10 protein-coding genes are annotated in these 19,019 nt (G+C 66.5%); 8 read left to right on the top strand and 2 right to left on the bottom strand.

The window, feature by feature from the left end; all coding sequences use genetic code 11:
* Positions 1 to 34 precede the first annotated feature (34 nt).
* Entirely contained in the window at positions 35 to 6,985 is a 6,951-nt protein-coding gene (locus BUS42_RS26095; RefSeq protein WP_074311935.1) for a type I polyketide synthase, read from the bottom strand.
* 417 nt (positions 6,986 to 7,402) lie between these two features.
* On the bottom strand, positions 7,403 to 9,052 hold the full coding sequence (locus BUS42_RS26100) for a PfaD family polyunsaturated fatty acid/polyketide biosynthesis protein (RefSeq protein WP_074311937.1): 1,650 nt from the start codon (positions 9,050 to 9,052) through the stop codon (positions 7,403 to 7,405).
* A gap of 516 nt (positions 9,053 to 9,568) precedes the next feature.
* On the opposite strand from BUS42_RS26100, the gene BUS42_RS26105 reads away from it, so the two are divergent.
* From BUS42_RS26105 to BUS42_RS26135, 8 genes are all read left to right on the top strand, one after another.
* Positions 9,569 to 10,375 carry a hypothetical protein gene (locus tag BUS42_RS26105; RefSeq protein ID WP_074311939.1) on the top strand — a complete coding sequence of 269 codons (807 nt, stop codon included), beginning with the start codon at positions 9,569 to 9,571 and terminating at the stop codon, positions 10,373 to 10,375.
* A 136-nt stretch (positions 10,376 to 10,511) separates the two neighbouring features.
* Positions 10,512 to 11,441, top strand: coding sequence for a glycoside hydrolase family protein (locus tag BUS42_RS26110; RefSeq protein WP_074311941.1), 930 nt, complete (start codon positions 10,512 to 10,514; stop codon positions 11,439 to 11,441).
* A 79-nt stretch (positions 11,442 to 11,520) separates the two neighbouring features.
* Positions 11,521 to 11,949 (top strand): DUF1016 N-terminal domain-containing protein, encoded by a 429-nt coding sequence (locus tag BUS42_RS26115; protein WP_254054009.1) that lies wholly within the window; start codon positions 11,521 to 11,523, stop codon positions 11,947 to 11,949.
* Positions 11,950 to 12,317: 368 nt separating this feature from the next.
* Positions 12,318 to 12,662 (top strand): hypothetical protein, encoded by a 345-nt coding sequence (locus BUS42_RS26120; protein ID WP_143206514.1) that lies wholly within the window; start codon positions 12,318 to 12,320, stop codon positions 12,660 to 12,662.
* Positions 12,663 to 13,241: 579 nt separating this feature from the next.
* The gene (locus BUS42_RS26125; protein WP_074311945.1) at positions 13,242 to 14,414 is read left to right on the top strand and encodes a DUF1559 family PulG-like putative transporter; all 1,173 of its coding nucleotides are present in this window, start codon (positions 13,242 to 13,244) and stop codon (positions 14,412 to 14,414) included.
* Between the two features lie 126 nt (positions 14,415 to 14,540).
* Positions 14,541 to 14,930, top strand: a complete 390-nt coding sequence (locus BUS42_RS26130) for a hypothetical protein (RefSeq protein ID WP_254053802.1) — start codon at positions 14,541 to 14,543, stop codon at positions 14,928 to 14,930.
* 885 nt (positions 14,931 to 15,815) lie between these two features.
* Positions 15,816 to 16,280 carry a hypothetical protein gene (locus BUS42_RS45390; protein WP_254053803.1) on the top strand — a complete coding sequence of 155 codons (465 nt, stop codon included), beginning with the start codon at positions 15,816 to 15,818 and terminating at the stop codon, positions 16,278 to 16,280.
* Positions 16,199 to 18,859: a serine/threonine-protein kinase gene (locus tag BUS42_RS26135; RefSeq protein ID WP_254053804.1), complete on the top strand. Its 2,661-nt coding sequence runs from the start codon at positions 16,199 to 16,201 to the stop codon at positions 18,857 to 18,859. The genes BUS42_RS45390 and BUS42_RS26135 overlap by 82 nt, the downstream gene beginning before the upstream one ends.
* Positions 18,860 to 19,019: the final 160 nt, after the last annotated feature.

Here is a 19,019-nt window from a genome sequence, read left to right on the forward strand (position 1 = left end):
CCGTGCCCACCCTCCAAGACGCGAGCTTACGGCTTTAGCCGATCGGGGTCATCTGGTTGCGTCGAAACGCCTGGTTCAGGGAGGAATCGATCACACATTCATAGTCCCCCATGCGAGCGACGACCTGGCCGTCGCCGTCGAGGAACTCGATGTCGGCGCGGGCGCGATGGGTCCCGGCCTCGGTGATTCGCGTGAGGATGCGGACCCCGTCCGTCGGGAAGGCGCGACGGAACTGGCGGTAGTTGCCGACGAACGTGGGGAGCGAGCCGACGCCGGACCGCTCGACGCTCCAGACGATCAGCATCTGGAAGGCACAGTCGAGGGCCAAGGGGTCGGTCACCCAGGCTTGACGGAGCGGCCGATCGAGCCAGGCTTGGGGCAGTGGCGCGGTCGCGGCCGAGGCGACGATGCCCGACTCGTCGCACCCTTCGATCCGCTCCAGCCCTTGGAGGTCGGGGCCATGAAACAGGACGTCGCGATAGAGCTCGGCCACTCCGGCCGCCAGCGGGGGCAGATTGCGCTCCTCGATCGAAGGCTGGGCCGGCGTGTGCCGGTCGGCCAGGATCACCACGCCCTTGGCGTGGGAGAACTCGCGGCCGTCGCCCAGGGTGCCGCGAACCTCGACGGGCACCTTGTAGGAGGAGCCGTCACGGACCCCCTTGCCCGCGAACACGCGAATCGTCTCCGGGCGATCGTCGCGGAGCACGATCCCCTTGAAGAGCCGGAGGTCGTCGATCCCCGCAAACACGAGCCCCGGGTTCCGCTGCAACGCCCCTTGGGCGAGCCATTCGAGGATCAGAGCCATCGGCAAGACCGGACGACCGTCGATCACGTGCGCCCCGAGGATCGGGGTCGTCGTCAGATCGAGCGTCCGTTCGAAGATCGGGGCGTGCCCGGGATTCGCGGCCGCCTGCCGCCCGTTCCCATCCCCATTCGCATGGCTCGTCCCGTTGTGCGACGGCCCCGCTTCGTGCGGCTTGCCGGGTCCCAGGACCACGACTTCCACCGGCCGGTCGGTCGTCGATTGGATCTCTTCCACGAGGTAGCGGGCCCCGTCGCGGGGCGGGATCAGCGGGATCCCCTCCGACTCGAACAGCGGGCGAAGCGACGGCGTGACCATGCCGCCGTCCCAGGGGCCCCAGTTGACCGCGACGACGCGACACGACGGCCGGTCGCGTGCCTCGCGCTGGGCCCATTTGTTGAGGATCTCGTTGGCGGCCGCATAAGCGACCTGCCCGGTTCGGCCGAACCGCGCGGTGGAGGAGGAGAACAAGGCGAGCACGCGGAGGTCGTCCCCCGCCGTGGCCTCGAGCAAGGCCCGCAGGCCGGCGACCTTGGTGTCGAAGACGGTGGCGAACTGCTCGTCGCTCTGGTCCTCGATCCGGCGGTCGGCCAGCACCCCCGCGCCATGGATCAAGGCCCGAATCGGACCGAACTCGTTGCGGATCTCATCCAGTCGAGCGTGGAGTGCGTGGGCGTCGCGGACGTCGGCCGAGCGGTAGACCACGCGCGATCCGGCGGCCTCGATCCGCTCGAGGTTGGCGAGGATCTCCCGGTTGGCCGAGAGGTCGCGGAACTGGGACCCGATGAGTTGCGGGGTTGCATGGCCGTTGGCGCGGGCGACCAGGGCCCGCTTGATCTCGGCCTCGTCGGCGAGCGAAGCCAGCCAGTCGGGCTCGGAGACCGGCTCGGGACTACGGCCGAGCAACACGATCGTCGGTTGCAGGGCCTCGGCCAGGGCCACGGCCGCCTCGGCGGTGATCCCCCGGGCGCCTCCGGTAATGATGACCACGTCGCCCGGCTTGAGTCCGGTCGAGCTGTCACGGTCTGTGCCGGTCAGGTCACGCGCGACGAGCTCCAAGGTGGTTCGCGTGCCGTCCGGACCGAGGCCCACTTCCCCTGGACCGCGCTGAAAGATTTCGACGAGGAGCAGGGCGGCCGCCTCGTCCGGGCCTGCGACCGCGGGGTCGAGGTCGATCGCCTTGCAGGCGACTTCGGGCCATTCGTGGCCGGCCGTTTTGGCCAGCCCCGCCAGCCCGCCCGAGGTCGGTGCGGAGCCGGAGGCGGCCGGTAAGCCGCCGAGGCCGAACGAGCCATCGAGCCGCGTGACCGTCGCAAGCAAGGCGCCCGAGTGCTGCCCCGCCCGTCTCAGGCTGCCGGCGCAGGTCCGGAGCAATCGAAAGGCCTCTTTGATCGATGAGCCGTCCTCATCCGCGGTCGCCCCCAGGAGCAGCAAGCCGTCGAGCTGGGCCGGAGGAGTGACCGTCTCGATCTCGGCGCGATCGATGAGGCGAGGATGATAGCCCATCCCCATCAGCCGGGCGGCCAGAGCCGAGGCGAGCCCACGGTCGTCGCCGGCGATCCAGACCTCTCCCCCTACTCGGATCGCCACGTTCTCCTCGCGAGACTCGAGCGGCACACGCGTCACGACCAGCCGCTGAATCGCCGGCCGACCGGTCGCCCGGCTCGATTCGGCCTTGGCCGGAGCAGGAGTCGACGTTTCGGCAGACTTGGATGCTTTGTTGGCCACCGGGGTCGGAGCCGAAGTCGCGGGGGGCGCGAGGAAGTCGACGATCTGGCCGAGGGTTCGGAGCGTGCCGAGGTGCTCGGGCTTGACGATTGGCGCTTCGGGGAGCTGTTCCTGCAAGGCGGCGAGGATTTCGACGCGTTTGATGGAGTCGATGCCGAGGTCGGCGTCGAGGAGCATGTCGGGCTCGAGCATCTCGGCGGGATAGCCCGTCTTCTCCGACACCACTGCGAGCAGGACCGCCTGAACCTGGGCGGTCGCGGGCGCCGCGTCGACGACGGGTGAACCCGTCACCGAAGTCACGACCGGCACGGCAAGGAAGTCGACGATCTGGCCGAGGGTTCGGAGCGTGCCGAGGTGCTCGGGCTTGACGATTGGCGCTTCGGGGAGCTGTTCCTGCAAGGCGGCGAGGATTTCGACGCGTTTGATGGAGTCGATACCGAGGTCGGCGTCGAGGAGCATGTCGGGCTCGAGCATCTCGGCGGGATAGCCCGTCTTCTCCGACACCACCGCGAGCAAGACCCCTCGGACGATCTCAGCCGAAGGGGAATTGGCGACCGCCGCCGCAACGGCCGGAGCGGCGGTTGTGGCTCCCCCTTGGCCGAGGAAGTCGACGATCTGGCCGAGGGTCCGGAGTGTACCGAGGTGCTCGGGCTTGACGACGGGGGCTTCGGGGAGCTGTTCCTGCAAGGCGGCGAGGATTTCGACGCGTTTGATGGAGTCGATACCGAGGTCGGCGTCGAGGAGCATGTCGGGCTCGAGCATCTCGGCGGGATAGCCCGTCTTCTCCGACACCACCGCGAGCAAGACTTCTTGGATGCGATCGGCCTTCGCGGGGACCGCGACGGGAGCCGGTGTCGGAGCCGGAGCCGGGACGGGAGCCCGTGCCGGTACTGGCGCCGGTGCGGCGTGAACCGTCGGGGCGGGCCGGGGCGAAGCGATGACCGGCTTCGCTTGAGGCACGGGTTGAGGTTGATGTTGTGGCTGTGGCTGAGCGTGGAACCGAGGAGCGGCGGGCTCAATCCCTTGCGTGTCGCGTGCCCGAGGGAGCTCGGTTCGCGGCTGGTAGGCCGGCGGCGTGGGCGTGAGGTCCACCAGGCCGAGTGAGGCGTAGGTCAGCCGTTGCTGCTGCTCGAGGAGCGTCTGGAAGGTGCGTTGCGCTTTATCCTGGCCGTCGAGGAACTGCCGGTGCAACGATGAGGTCTGTTCGCCGAGCTTTTGGAGGGCGACCAGATTATCCTGCGCGTTGCGGAGTGCCTGGCCCAGCATGGCCGGATCATTCGACCGGAGTGAAGGCGTCGGCTGGGGATGGGGCTGTTGCTGTGGCGCGGAGGTCGGCGCGGGCGAGTGGGTGCCGTTCGTTGGATTCATGGGATGATCGAGGTGCGTTCCGTTGCGTCCGTGATGGGCCGTCGCGCCACCGTTGGTCGAGGGAGCCGGGACGGAGGCAGGCGTCGACTGAACGATCCGAGCAGGAGGCGTCGGCGCGGGCAGCAAGCCCGACGCAGCAGGGATTGAGGGGGTCGCGGGCCGCGTGGAGGCCGGCCGCGGCTTGGTCGCAAGTGAAGGCGAAGGCAATGTCGGGGGCGTGGGCGTGGCGTTGGCCCCGCAGACCTTGACGGTCAGGCTCGGCTTGCGAGCGGCCTGCGGACTGAGGTCGACGCCGTCGTCCCACCGCGAGAGCACGACCGGGTGTCCCAGGGCGGCAACCTGCGCCAGGGTCAGCGCCAGGTCATAAACATGGCCTCGCTTGCCCCGAGACGCGTCGACCGCCAAGGCGGCGTGCTCGCGGCCTTCAAGGATCGAGCGGACCAGGCCGGTGAGCTTGCCGTCGGGCCCGACTTCGAGGAACGTCCGGAGCCCTGCCCGGTGCATTGCCTCGACCTCGGCGACGAACTCGACCGGCTCCGCGAGCTGCCCGGCGAGCAGGCTGCGGGCGGCGTCGGGGTCGTCGGGATAGGGGCTTGCCGTCGTGTTCGCGTAGACCGGAATTCGAGGCGCGGTGAACGGGACCGCGCGAAGCGTTTCGAGGAAGGGCTCGCGGGCCTCGGCGACGAACCGGCTGTGGAAGGCGGCCGACACGGCCAAAGGACGTGCGGTGATTTTCAGGTCTTCAAACAAGCGAGACGCCCGCGCGATCTCGTCGGCGGGGCCGGAGAGGACCGCCTGGCGGGGCGCGTTCTTGTTGGCGATGACCACGTCGAGCTTCGCCTCGCGGACGACTGCCTCGATCCGGTCGAGCGGCGCGGCGACGGCCAGCATCGCCCCTGTCCCCGCCCCCCCTGCTCCGCCGTCGTCCGCCATCAGCCGGCCGCGCCGTCGCGACAAGGCGTCGAGCGCCTTGGCGTCGAACCGGCCCGCCGCGCAAAGTGCGGTGAGCTCGCCGTAGCTGTGGCCGGCGACCGCGTCGGGGCGAACCCCGAAATGCTCGAGGAGCCGGAGCACGCCCAGGCTCATCGCCCCCAGGGCCGGTTGGGCCACCTCGGTCGCGCGGAGCGCGGTCTCCTGGACCTCGGCCTGCGCCTCGGAGAAGGCCGGGTGCGGGAAGACGAGATCCACCAGCCGCCGGCCGTCATCCAAGGGGACGCTGTTGGCTTCGGCCAGGGCGTCGTGGACCTGCGGGAACCGGCAAGCCAGGCCCCGGAGCATCCCGGCGTGCTGCGCCCCTTGTCCGGGGAAGAGCATCGCCAGGCCGCCGGCCGCGGGGCCGGTCGCGTAGTAAATCCCCTCGGGGGGGCGAGCATGGGCCGTGCCGTTACCGTTGCCGTTGCCATTCCCCGAGTGAGGCGTGCCCGCCGGTCCGCGCTCCACCAGGGACCGGGCTTGGTCCAGCAAGCTTCCCAGGTCGGCCTTGCCACGCTCGACGACGATCGCGAGTCGATAAGGGTCGTCGCTCTGGAATCGAGCCCGCGCGCGGCCAGCCTCGACCCGCAAGACTGGCCAGGCCAGGTCGCGCGGCCAGGCCTTGAGTGCGTCGAGCAGGGCGTCTTGACGGGCGGCCGAGACGGCGAGGATCTGGACGTCGCCATCCCAGTCGACGACCGCTTTCTCGGCTTCCACTTCTTCGAGAACGCAGTGGAAGTTGCTGCCGCCGAAGCCGAAGGCGCTCACCGCGGCGCGGCGCGGATGGTCGGCACGCGGCATCCAGGGGCGTGCCTCGGTGTTGATGTAGAAGGGCGAAGTCCCCGGTTCGGCCCCCGCGATCGGCTGGGTCACCTTGGCCGTGGGGGGGAGCACCTTGTGGTGCAAGGCGAGCGCGGCCTTGATCAGGCCCGCGGCCCCCGCCGCCGCCTTGGTATGGCCGATCTGCGACTTGACCGACCCCAGGGCGCACCAGGTCTGCTCGGCGTCGGCCTTGCGGTAGACCTCATTGAGCGCGGCCATCTCGACCGCGTCCCCGACCTTGGTCCCGGTGCCGTGCGCCTCGAGCAGCTCGATCGAAGCCGGCGAGATCCCTCCCAGCTCGTACGCCTGGTTCAGCGCCTTGACCTGTCCCGCCGAGCTGGGCGCGTAGACCGCCCCGACCTTGCCGTCGCTCGACGAGCCGACCGAGCGGATCACCGCGTAGATCTTGTCGCCGTCGCGTTGGGCGTCGTCGAGCCGCTTGAGCGCCAGGATCCCCAGCCCTTCGCCCAAGGCCGTGCCGTCCCCCGCCGCGTCGAACGGCCGGGCGTCGCCGGTCGGCGACAGCGCGGGGGTCTTGCTGAAGCACATGTACATGAAAATGTCATTGAACGTGTCGAGACCGCCGGTCAGGACGATATCGGACCGGCGGGCGGCGAGTTCGAGCACGGCCAGGTGGACGGCGCCGAGGGAGCTGGCGCAGGCGGCGTCGACGACGCAGTTGGTGCCGCCGAGGTCGAGCCGGTTGGCGATCCGGCCGGCGGCGACGTTGCCGAGCAGGCCGGGGAACGAGTTCTCCTGCCAGGCGACGTAGGAGTCGGCGATCCCTTGGACGACCGTTTCGGCGGTGTCGTCGGCGACCCCTGCGGCCTTGAGCGCGCGGCGCCAGATCGGGTGTCCGAGCCGGGCGCCCAGGGGGATCACCAACTCGAGGGTGCCGGTGACGCCAAGGATCACGCTGACCCGGTTGCGGTCAAAGGTCCGGCCCGGTCCGTAGCCGGCGTCCTTGAGTGCTTCGCGGGCGACGAGCAGGCCGAGGAGCTGGGTGGTGTCGGTCGCCTCGATGTTATTGGGGGCGATGCCGAACTCGAGGGCGGGGAAGTCGACCGGGTCGAGGTAGCCGCCGCGCCTGGCGTAGGTCATGTCGGGGGCTTTGGGATCGCCGTCCCAGTAGTCTTCGGGCCGCCAGTGGGTGGGCGGGACCTCGGTGATCGCGTCGAGCCGGTCGCGGATGTTGGCCCAGTAGCGCGACAGGTCTTCGGCCTTGGGAAACAGGCAGCCCATTCCGATGATCGCCACCGGCACCGGTTGGGTTGGATCGACCGACGAATTCAAGTGACTTCCCCTTTTCGCGCCGACGCTGTTGGCTAGCTAGGTGGTCCGTGGCGAGTTCTCACCGCGTTGAGCGGCTCCGATCCCTTTGTCCCTTTGACGGGTGCGGGGTGATGGACGGCGAAGGGCCTTGGGGCCTCTCGTTTACGTGTGGATGGGAATGATTAATTGCTCATCCTTCGTCCCTCACACCTCTGCATTTGAAAACGTTCGATCGGGTCCGCCATTGCCCCACTGGCACGGCTCGGCCTTGCCTTCCAGTTCCAGTCGATCTGATTCACGATTCGAGGCGATTTCTCTCGGCGGGGAGAACTTGATCAGAACCGGTTTCCCCCCGGCCGCGACGCGGGGCGTCGGGCGAGGGCATCCCCACGCACGCAGCAAAAACAAACGGGGCATGGGCATGGGGATGAGGATGCGTTAGGCCCTTTCTCGTGCAACGGGGATATTCAGGCGTTCTTCGAGCTCCGGGAGTTCGAGGGGGACGAGGCGGGGCGTGCCGGCCGGGATCGCGATTCCCTGGCCCCCCAGGCCGCGGGCCCGGGTCAGGACGGCCGCGCCGTAGAGGATGTTCAGGGCGACCGTCACCACCCGGCGATTTTCGGCCCGCTCCAGGAACGAGCCGCGGACCCAGTCGTTGAACGCGGCCATCGCGGGGCCGCACCAAATCTGGTAATCGACGGCGCGCGTCGGCTCGCCCGCGTTGGCCCAGTGCGACGATTGGCCGAGATACCAGCGGAAGATCAGGGCCATCTTGTGCTTGGGATCGCGTGTGCCGCGTTCGATCTGGGCCGGGTCGCGGGTCTGGAAGTAGGCGCGCGTCTGATCCCAGATCGTGTCCAACGGCGCCCGGAAGAAGTTCTTCTCGAGCATCGCGCGGTCGGCGGCCGGAATCTGCTCGATCGCGTCGTAGCCGCGGTAGAACTCAAAGAGCTTGCCGGCCCGCATGGCGAACATCGTGCCACGCTTCAGCACCTGCACCTTGACCCCCATCTCGAACATGTCGGCGGCCGGGGCCATCGCGATGTCCGCCTGCCGCGCCTCGGCGAGCATCTTGCGGACCGGGTCGGACGTCCCCGCTTCGACGCAGGCCTGGTTGACCGACCCGGTGACGAGGTAGGCCGCCCCCATCGCCAGCGCCCCCGCGGCCGACCAGGGGGACGAGATCCCCCCCGCCGCGCCGATCCGGAGCGGTCGGTCGTAGTTGTGCTCCGCCTGCATCCGGTCGCGGAGGGCGAGCATCGTCGGCAAGAGCACGATGGCCGGCTGGTTGTCGGTATGCCCGCCCGAGTCGGCCTCGGCCGTCACGTCGTCGGCCATCGGGATCCGCGCCGCCCAGGTTGCCTGCTCGCTGGTGATTTCGCCCGAGGCGACCAGTTCCCGGAGGAACTTCGCCGGGGGCGGAGCCAGGAACTTTGAGGCGACCTCGACCCGCGACACCTTGGCGATGATCCGGTTGGGCGCGACCACCTGCCCGGCCCCATCGAGCCGGAGGCCGTGGACCCGGTAGCGAACTACGGGCAAGGTCAGGTCCAGGTAGGCCGACGCCTCGACCAGCTTGACCCCGCGCCTCAGGTAGAGCGCGACCACCGCCGCTTCGAGCTCGGGCTCGTTGGGGCTATGGATCAGGTTGAACCCGTACGGGATCGAGGGGCCGAGGGTCCGCTCGAGCCGGTCGATGGCCGCCTCGACGGCCGCCAGCGGCAAGCCCGCTGCGCCGAAGATGCCGAGCATCCCCGCTCGCCCCATCGCCTCGACGATCTCGGCCGACGCGATGCCGTTGGCCATCGCCCCCGCCACGTAAGGAAAGCGGAGCCGATGCGCTTCGCGGAACGAGACGTCGCCGAGGTCCTCGGGCCGGCAGGACGGCAGGACGCCGGCCACCCGATCGCCGCCGAGAGGACCGTCCCAGGCCGCCAGGTCCCACTCCAAAAGCGCGTGGCTACCCTCCCGTTCCACAATCAGGAACGGGTCGCCGACCCGGCAGAGAGCTTGATCCAGTGTCTCTTCGTAGGTCGCGGGAATCACCACGGGCCGTTCTACCCCTCTGGAAAGAAAAGAGCCGATCATACAACGTCCGCGCCTCAGCGCCGACCGTTTTTCCCCAAAGACCCAGCTTGGGGAATGTTGGGTTCAAATCCGCGAAGCCATTTTTCGGGTGGGATCGCCTCGGGAGCCCGACCAGACAGGGCGAACCTCTGAACGGTGAAAGCCCCGGGACTCGCGAACCTACCCAATGGACGAAAACCCAGCAGTCACTCGCCTAGTCACTCAATAAATCACCTTTGTGTGCTTTCGTTGACTTATCAGGTGAGCGCGGCGGAGTGGGGTCGGTTGATAAACCGTACTCTTTTACATCAAGTCATCGGGCGAGGGAACACCCCTGATCCGATGTCGAGTCCCTTTTGGGGTTGCGCCGAGGGAATGGGTTGGTGGGGTTTGGGCCTTGGGATCGGGCCTCGATTCCGGGCGAACAATCGGATAGAATCAAGAAATGACATGGGTTTGGGCGACATGCGGATCCTGGGCCCGGAGCGTCGCCAAAATCGGAGCCATGATCTCGAACCAGAGTGAGAGGGAGGGACCATGAAGATCCGCGTGGGGACCTGGACTCGAATCGGCCTGGTGCTGCTGGGGGCGGTGGCCGTTCCGAGTCTGGCCGCTTGGGGGCAAGCCTTTCCTGGCCCGTTCAACAACCTGACGGCGGGCGGGCTCGTCCCCTTGCCTCCTCCCCCGCCCCCGGGCGCTTGGGGCGAGGTGATCTTCGCCAACGAGCGCTGGATCGTGGTCCAGAACAGCCAGGGGCAGCAGTTCCCGATCGCGGCCGACTCGATCAACCAGTTCCTGGTCCGCTGGCCAACGACCCTGAGGGACTTGACCGGCCGGTCCTTGATTGAGGCCACGGGGGACGACCTGGGTTCGATGTCGCTCAGCACGACCCATATCGACGTCTACGAGGGGAACGACCAGACCCTGGTTCAGCCCACTTATAAGAGCTTGCTGCCGTTCAATCGGGTGGTCACCACGATCGACCCGACGTTCAGCCGGATGATGAACGGTTTTGACATCGCCAGTCAGAATACGCTCTATGGCTGGGCCTATCCGATCAATCCCGGCGAGAACGGGATCCCGGGGCAGTTCTATGCGGTGGGCAACCTGCTGGGAATCAACCCGATCCGGATCGGCGTGCCCGGCGATAACGTCGTCAGGATCTTCCCTGATGACGCAGGGAATATGAGCCTCAGCCAGGTGACGCGCGGTACCCCCACGTTTGCCCAGTCCGGGGATTCCGTCTTCCTCACCTCGGTCGACCGGAATGCGAAGACGCTCGTGCTGTCGCAACTGGTGCTCTACAAGAAGATTCCGTTCAAAGAGTTTTCTCCGACCCCCTGAATGATTGGATTCGTCTCACGCAAGTCGGTTGATTTGATTTGAGCGGCGGCCCTGGTCGGATTGGGGAGGTGGATCGGTCCTCCCCGCCGGGGAGCCGCTTCTTTCTTTTTCGCAGGCACACCGGGACTTGTCATCCATGCGCATTCCGATTTTCGTCCGGGCGGCTTCGTTCGCCCTCGCGTTTACGCTCAGCCCTGTCTTGGCCAGGGCCGAGGAGTTTCCCAAGTCGCTCGTCGAGTGGACGCCGATCGCGGCCAACCCGGTCTTTCAAGGGGCGGGGAATGATGCCTGGGACCAGAAGATCCGCGAGCGGGGGGATATCCTGGTCGACGGGAACACGTTCCACCTTTGGTACACCGGCTATAACGACGACCGGTCGCCGACCAAGTTCCTGGGGCACGCCACCTCGCCCGACGGCATCAAGTGGACCCGAGACGCCGCCAACCCCCAGTTCTCGAAGTCATGGGTCGAGGACGTCTGCGTCGTCCGCCACGATGGCCGCTACTTCCTCTTCGCCGAGGGGAAAGACGACATCGCCCACCAGATGACCTCGCCCGACGGCACCCACTGGACTGACGAGGGAGCGCTCGACATCCGCAAGGTCGACGGCACCCCGATCCCACCTGGCGCCTTTGGCACGCCGACCGTCTGGATCGAGAACGGGACCTGGTACCTCTTCTACGAGCGCGGTGACCGCGGCGTCTGGCTGGCCACCTCAACCGATCGCCTTGTCTGGACGAACGTCAAGGACAGCCCGGTCCTTGCCTGCGGCCCCTGGCCGTACGACCGCGAAGCGGTGGCGATCAACCAGGTCATCAAGCGCGACGGCGTCTACTACGCGTTCTACCATGCCAACGCCCACCGCCCCTGGAAGAAAGACTGGACCACCAACATCGCCCGCTCGCGCGACCTGGTCCACTGGGAAAAGTACTCAGGTAACCCGATCATCCAGAACAACTGCTCCAGCTCCATCCTCGTCACCGGCCCCGGCGGCGATCGACTCTATACGATGCACCCGGACGTGCGCGTGTTCGAGAACCCGAAACCGGCGGCGGCAAAGCCTTAACAGAGAACGCCGCTCCCTTCGGTCCTGAGACTTTTTTTGGGGATCTCGTGGTGCGCTGGGGGCGCAGATCGGCCGGGATATCCTCTCGCGTCCGAAGGAGCAAGGCTGGGGGGCCAAGGTCGTCGACCGGCTCGCCGCCGCCCTGCGGCGGGAGTTCCCAGGGATCGAAGGGGTTTTCCCGCGGAGCCTCAATGACATGTGGGGCTTTACCAAGGCCTGGCCCGATGAGGCAATTGTGCAAGAGGCGCTTGCACAAATCCCGTGGGGCCATAACGTCAGGCTTCTCGACTTGGTCAAAGACCGTGAGGCTCGCGAGTGGTACGCCCGGGCGGTCATCGAAAATGGCTGGAGCCGCAACGTCCTTGTCCACTGGACCTACAGCGGTTTACCGTCAAGTGGCGTACGCTCTCTCCGGTTTCAGCCCCAACGGGGCGGGCCAAGGAAGCCCGGGGCAACGCCCCGGGAAATCAACATGTTCGCATTCAAAATCCCTGTAAGGGCGGCCTAGTCCGAGCGGCGGTTTTGTGGCGTATGTCATGCTGGTGTAACCCTTTAGGTCGCCCTTTCGGGGCTGTAGCTCCTGGTGGCCGAGTCCCCAGGGCGTTGCCCTGGGCTTCCTTGGACCGCCCCGTTGGGGCTGAATTTTGGCAAACAAATCGCAAACATGTTCACGATTGATATTTAGTAATCAATGATTCGTGCGCCATCCGACGGTAAACCGCTGTAGAGCGGTCTCCACAAGCGTCAGGGGCAGGCCACCACGAACTTTGAGCGCTCGCTGCCGGCTCCGCAGTCCGACCTCGCCCGGGGGACCTCTTTTATCATCACGGAACTATGGTCATGCGATTGCCCCGTATGATGCGGTGACTGATGGTCATGGCGGCGATCGTGACAGCCGCGTTCGCGGGGCCGAGGGGCCTGGCGTGGTCGGGTGACGAGACTCAAAAGCCCACCGTCTTGTCCCTACTTCTCCAAGCCGTCGTCGCCGCCGATGACGCGCTGGCGAAAGAATTTCTCTTCGGTGCGGTCGCCGCTACCTTGGCCCGAGCGGGATACGCGGACGATGCCCTCCGGCTCGCCGCCGGTGACCCTGGGAGCGAGGCGTTGGCCTGGGTGAATGGCCGGAGTACACCGGCGACCCGACCCTGGGGGCTATTGGGGGTTGCCGAGGGTTTGCTCCCTCGGGTCGTTGGCCCGAACCTGCAACTCGCCAGTCCGTAAGTCTTGCGCCGGGTGTTTGGTGGGAGTGGCGATGATTCTGCGAGGGGCCACAGTCCTCCGGCAGGGGGCGATTCCACGCCGCTTTGGAGGCTCTGTCATCGTGCTTCGTACTGGCTTCCCGCCGATACTGCCGTCAGGCCCATTGCGGTCATGGCGGTGATAGCGATAGCGATGGTTGAAAGGGGGATTTAGGAGTATAGGTTTTACTTTTACTGTTCATGCGAACAAGATGCAGGCAGGTTTGTGGAACTTAATGACGTCGCACCATCCGTGGGGGCATTCATAATTGAATTCTAAATTTTAGGCCGATCGATCACGTTTAATATTGACGAGCCTAACGGACTCGCGTTATTGAGTGCGAGGCGCGAACTGATTCTCTTCAACAAATTTACTTCCGGTCGATCGCGAGGATTGCCTTTGTCTTCCTTTGCGTGCCTTCGGTGCCTCTGATCGGTGCCTCTGAAGTGATTGCGTTCCTCACCCGCGAGGGGAAGTCATGGCAAGGGGCTTGAGGAATTGCCGACGGCTGGGGCAACCTGCTTGCGGTCATGATGGCCTTCGAAAAGGGGGAAGTGGACCATGGAAGTCGGGGAAGCATCGAAGGGGGAGCGGGATTCGCATCACCGCCCTCGCGGGTTTACGTTGATCGAACTCTTGGTGGTCATTGCCATCATCGCGGTGCTCATCGCCCTCTTGCTACCGGCCGTTCAGGCGGCGCGTGAGGCGGCCCGTCGCGCTCAGTGCGTGAACAATCTCAAGCAACTGGGACTGGCAACACATAATTATGAATCGTCAATCGGGTCCTTCCCTTGGGGACACTCGGGCTTTAGCAGTAGCGACTGGGGGGCCTTCCCACTGCTGCTCAACAATTTCGAGCAGTCGGCCATTTTCAATAGCATCAATTTTGCGAACACGGGTCGCGCGACGTCGAAGCCTAGCATCGAGAACTCGACGGTCCAGTATTTGAGGCTCGAGGTGCTCAATTGTCCCTCCGACCTCGACCGGCTGACGGCCGGTTTCGGAACCGTCAGCTATGCCACCAGCTTCGGGGCATCGCCCGCGGGCTTTGGACTCGCGTCGCCGGACGGGATCTTCGGCTTTGTCGGCATCCCCAATCCCGCGCCCGGCAACGGTCCGGGAGAGCCGATTGTCCGGATCGCCGACGTCACCGATGGTCTGAGCAATACGGCGGCGTTCAGCGAGCGGGTCAAGGGGATCGGCACTTCGAACAACTCCGCGCTTGATAATTTGACCCCCAGCGCCACGTCCATCGCCGTTCTGACTCCGACTTATCCCGGCGACAACGCCGTGGACTCGGCAACGAACGGCCCCCTGCTCGATCCGTCCTTGGTCAAGCCGCCGGCGCCCTTCACCTCGGGGGCCGCGTACTACCGGTCTCTCTGCATCGGTGCAGGCGGCCCGCAGGTTGCGCTCGCCGGTCAGGCCGCGGGCGGCCCGACACCGCCTTGGGGACCCTCGGGCCCGGTCGGCGGCTACTGGTGGCTCGCCATCATGCCTTATGGAACGACCTACAATCACGTCATGGCCCCCAATACTTGGTCGTGCACCGATGGCACAGGCGGCCGCCTCCTCTCCGGCGCCTGGACGGCCGGGAGCCGCCATTCCGGCGGGGTCAACGTCTGCTTCGGCGACGGACACGTCCAATTCATCAAGCAGACCGTCAATATTTCGGTCTGGTGGGCCCTCGGGACCAAGGCCGGCGGCGAGGTCATCTCGGCCGACTCGTTCTGATTCGCCGAGCCGTTGGCCTAGCGAATTCACGGGGCTCTCGGAAATCCGTTTTCATTCGTTCCACGCACACGGGTTTCCGAGGGACCGAGATCAGGAAGAAGTTGGGTTGAGATGCGAGGAGATGTGATGATGATGAGGCGGTGGTGTTTTCTCGACGGCTGGGTTGCCGTGATGGTTCTGATCCTGGGAGGCTGCAACTCAGGCGCTCCCTACGCCGAAAGTTCGCTGCAAGAAACGTCGGTGAAGGGGGTGATTAAAGTTCACGGCAAGCCGCTTGAGGGGGGCGAGGTCCACTTCAATCCAGCCAACGTGAATCGCAAGGTGGGCGGACGCAATGCTCCCATCGCGAAGGACGGCAGCTTCACACTCAGAACGCTCGTAGGCCAGAACATCGTGAGCGTCTCCCCACCCACGGAAAAGGCACGCGGCAAAGACGTCGTCGGCCTGGAATATGAAGAAAAGAGCGTCGAGCTCAAGCCCGGGGAAAATACGCTGGACTTTGAGTTCCTCCCCTGATGCGGTTGGCTGAGAGAATGCGTGCGAGGCGAGACGCGGATGTATTGATGATTGTCAGTCGATGGGGCGGCAAAACGTCCCTTTTCGCACCGCTCAGTGGAAAGCGTCGCCGGACCCGTTTGGAACTTGTCGTCCCTTCAGAATCGATTTGCGGTGAGAATCGAATTTCTGCCGTGGCGCAGGCACGGCTCACCATCCCGATCTCCTTGTCCAAAGGGAGGTTAAGAGGGAGGCCGTGCCCATCCTCTGGGAATCGTGGGGCCCACGATGAGGCCAAGACCGATCGCGCCGAGGCCGGGAAAAAACGGGTTCGACGAAGCTTTCCCGCCGATGCGGGGGCGTGTCATCGTTGGTGGCGAGACGGGGTAGTGGAATGCCTATTTTAGCGACAGATAGCCGTGTGCGGGGCTGGCTCGCCACCGATCGATCTCGGGCTCCTTCCTCGGGCGGCCCGGGGTGACCTCCGTTTTCGCGGTCGGGCCTCGCTCGGCTGTCGCCTATATCCTTCGGATGTTCCCCCAATCCACCTCCGACTTTCAAGACGCTCACCGTGAGGGCAGGTGCTCGGAATCGATCACCTTTCGCTCGGTTGGTGGCAACGGGTAGAATGGAGCGATCGGCTTGGCCCGGTCGGGTCTGACGGCCGCAACGTCCATGGCTACCGTTGCATCAACAATCGGCCCGATGGCTTCGTACGGACGTGTTCCTACTGCGCTGCCGGCGTTTCGAGGATCATCGCGGATTCCTCGCGTCAGCGCCGTTAGGGGTGGGAGTCGAGGAGACTAGGGTCGTCATTGAAGCATCACGATCTCGTCAGCCCGATTGTCAACGCGATCAGGCTCATTCGGGTTCGATGACCCGCCCGGCTATGGCGAGGTTCCGGTGATGAACCACCCCGATCCGTTCAAAGTCGCCGCGGCAGCGGACTCACACGAGCTGAGTGCGGCGGTGCCGCGGCCGGATCCTCGGGTGGAGGGGCCCGCGGGTCCCGACTCGTTCGCCCGTGCCGACTCGTGCTTTACGGGGGCGGGTCTGGCGCCGGAATTGGCCGAGCTGGCCGAAGAGATTACGCGGCGTTTGCAGGACGGTGAGGTCGTCGACCTTGATGACTACGCCGCGCGGCACCCGGAGTGGGCCGATTCGCTCCGCCAACTCATGCCGGTCCTCCGTGAGATGGCGGACATGGGCCGCGCCGTGGTCGGGGGCAGCGGCTCGGGGGAGGTTGCGGGGGGGCGATCGAAGGGGAGCGGATCCTCGGCGACTTCCGGGTGCTTCGGGAGGTCGGCCGCGGGGGCATGGGGATCGTCTACGAGGCCGAGCAACTCTCGCTGGGCCGCCGGGTCGCTTTGAAGGTGCTCCCGCTGGCGGCGGCGATGGATCCGCGGGCCTTGCAGCGGTTCCAGCTCGAGGCGCAGGCGGCGGCCTGGCTCCAGCACCCGCGGATCGTGCCGGTCTATGCGGTGGGCTCGCTCGGAGACGTGCCCTATTACGCGATGCACTTCATCGAGGGGGCCAGTCTCGCCGAGTTGATCGCGGAGTTGCGCCGGCTCGAGGGGCTGGGGGGCGAGGATCCTCCGCATGCGAGCCGGACCAGCGGCATCGTCTCACTGGCACGTGGCCTGCTGTCGGGGTGGTTCGCGCCCTCGCAGGAGGAGGACGAGGGCGAACGGTCCAACGTCGGGCCGGTCCCTGAGCTGCCCGCGTCCGACCCCACGGTCGCGTCCGACCGTTTGCAACGACGCTTGAAGCCGCTCAACGACGTCTCGATGCGGGGGCAGGATTACGCACGGACCGTGGCCCGCCTCGGCGTGCAGGCGGCCGAGGCGTTGGAATACGCCCATGAGCATGGCATCCTCCACCGGGACATCAAGCCGGCGAATTTGCTGCTCGACCGCCGTGGGGTCTTGTGGGTGACCGACTTCGGCTTGGCCCGCGGACCCGGGGAAACGGGGCTGACGCTGACCGGCGACGTGCTCGGGACCTTGCGGTACATGAGCCCGGAACAGGCCCTGGCCAAGCGGGCCTTGATCGACCGCCGGACCGACATCTACTCGCTGGGGGCCACTCTGTATGAGTTGCTCACCCTGCATCCGTTCGTCACCGGCACCGACCGTCAGGAAATCCTGCGCCAGGTGATCGAGGAGGAGCCGGTGCCAATCCGGCGGCACAGCCCCGAGGTGCCGGTCGACCTGGCCACGGTGGTGACGAAGGCGATCTGCAAGGATCCGACCGGGCGTTACGTGACGGCCCAGCACTTCGCCGACGACTTGCGGCGGTTTCTCAAGGGGCGGCCGATCGCGGCCCGGCCGACCGGACCACTCCGGCAGGCCTGGCGGTGGTGCCGCCGTCGCCCGCTCCCGGCCGGGCTGGCGCTGGGGCTGGTCGTGACCCTGATCGCCGGGTTCACCGGGGTCTTTTGGAGTTGGCGCGACGCGGTCTACCAGAAAAATCTCATGGTCAAGGCCCACGAGGCCTTGGTGATCGCCAACGCCCACGAGCGGGCGGCCCGTCAGCAGGCGCAACGCCGATTCGTTCTGGCCAGGGAGGCGGTCGAGCAGTATTACACCGGCGCCAGCCAGGACGTTTTACTCCTCCAACCTCAGATGGAGTCGCTTCGTAAGCGATTATTGGGCACCGCCTTATCGTTTTACAAGCGGTTGCAGGCGACGATCGAGGAGGAAGCCGACGATCCCAGCACGCGGGTGGAGCTGGCCACCGTCTATCGCCAGGTGGGGCGGATCGCGGTCGAGGTCGGCTCCCGGAGGGCGGGCCTCGAGGCGTTGGAGCGGGCTCGGGAGCTGCTCGAGGAGCTGGTGCGGGCCGACCGGGCGGACTCCGGGCTCCGCCGCGACCTGGCCTCCTGTCTCGATTTCATCGGCAAGCTCGAGGTCTATACCTCCGGGCGGGAGGCGGAAGGGCTCCGGTCGCTGGAGCGGTCTCTGGAGCTCTGCGAAGCGTTGTCGGCCGAGCACCCCGACGACGCCGACGACCGGTTCGCGGTCGCCGCCGCCGCCGGTGAGATTGGCTATGCACGGGCTCGAAGCGGCCGGATCGCCGAGGGCCTGCTCTCGCTGGGGCGAGAGCGGGACATGCTGGAACGACTGGTCGTCGAGCATCCCGATCACGACTTCTACCGGAACCAGCTCGCCCTGAATTACGGCCAGCTCGGGGAAATTCAGGCGTCCGCGGGCCAGATCCCCGAAGCGCTCCACTCCCAGGAGCGGGCCGCGGCCCACCTCGACCGGCTGGCGACCCATCATCCCGAAGTGGCGGTCTACCGGCGACGGTTGGGGCAAGCCGAGACGGACACCGGCCGGCTCCTCTCCGACTCGGGCCGCTCGTCCGAAGCCTTGCCGCACCTCGAACGGAGCTTGGCGATCTTGGAGCAGGTGGCGGGAGAAGTTCCCGCCGTCTCCAGCTATCAGCGCGCGGTCGCGGAGTGCTACGACGTCCTGGGGATGGCCCAGGCCAAGCTGGGCCGCCTCGACGAGGCGATCCAGTCGCTCGCCCGGGCGCGGGCGACTCTGAAGCGACTGATCGCCGACCACCCCGACTTCATCGCCTACCAGGCGGACCTGGCCGAAAACTACTTGTGGACAGGGGTTGTGTACCAGGACTTGGGCCGGTCGGTCGATGCGACCCGTGAACTCACCAACGCCCGTGCGCTGCTCGTGCGGATGGCGCCCGGGATCGACAGCCTGTATGCCCTGGCCTGCACCGAGGCCAGGCTCATTCTCCTGACCGAGCCGGCCGAGCGCGAGGCTCAAAATGACCGAGCGATGGCGGCCTTGCTCCAGGCCATCGCCAAGGGCTACCGGGCGGTCGACGCCCTTCTGACCGACCCTTGTCTCGACTCCCTGCGGTCGCGCTCTGACTTCCAGCGGCTCTTGCTCGACCTCCAGTTTCCCGACTCGCCCTTCGCCCCGTGACGTGAGCCGGCTCACGGTTGACGAGATTCGAGGTCCCCAAAAGCGGCGCTTCCGGCGAGGCCTGATCCCACGGTAGAGGGGCGGCCGTTGCGGAGCGCCCCGCCGACAGCCGCTCAAGGCCCGCGCCGGTCGGAGGGGCCGAGCGCGGTGTCAACCATTT

The organism is Singulisphaera sp. GP187, assembly GCF_900129635.1.
Classification (GTDB): domain Bacteria; phylum Planctomycetota; class Planctomycetia; order Isosphaerales; family Isosphaeraceae; genus Singulisphaera.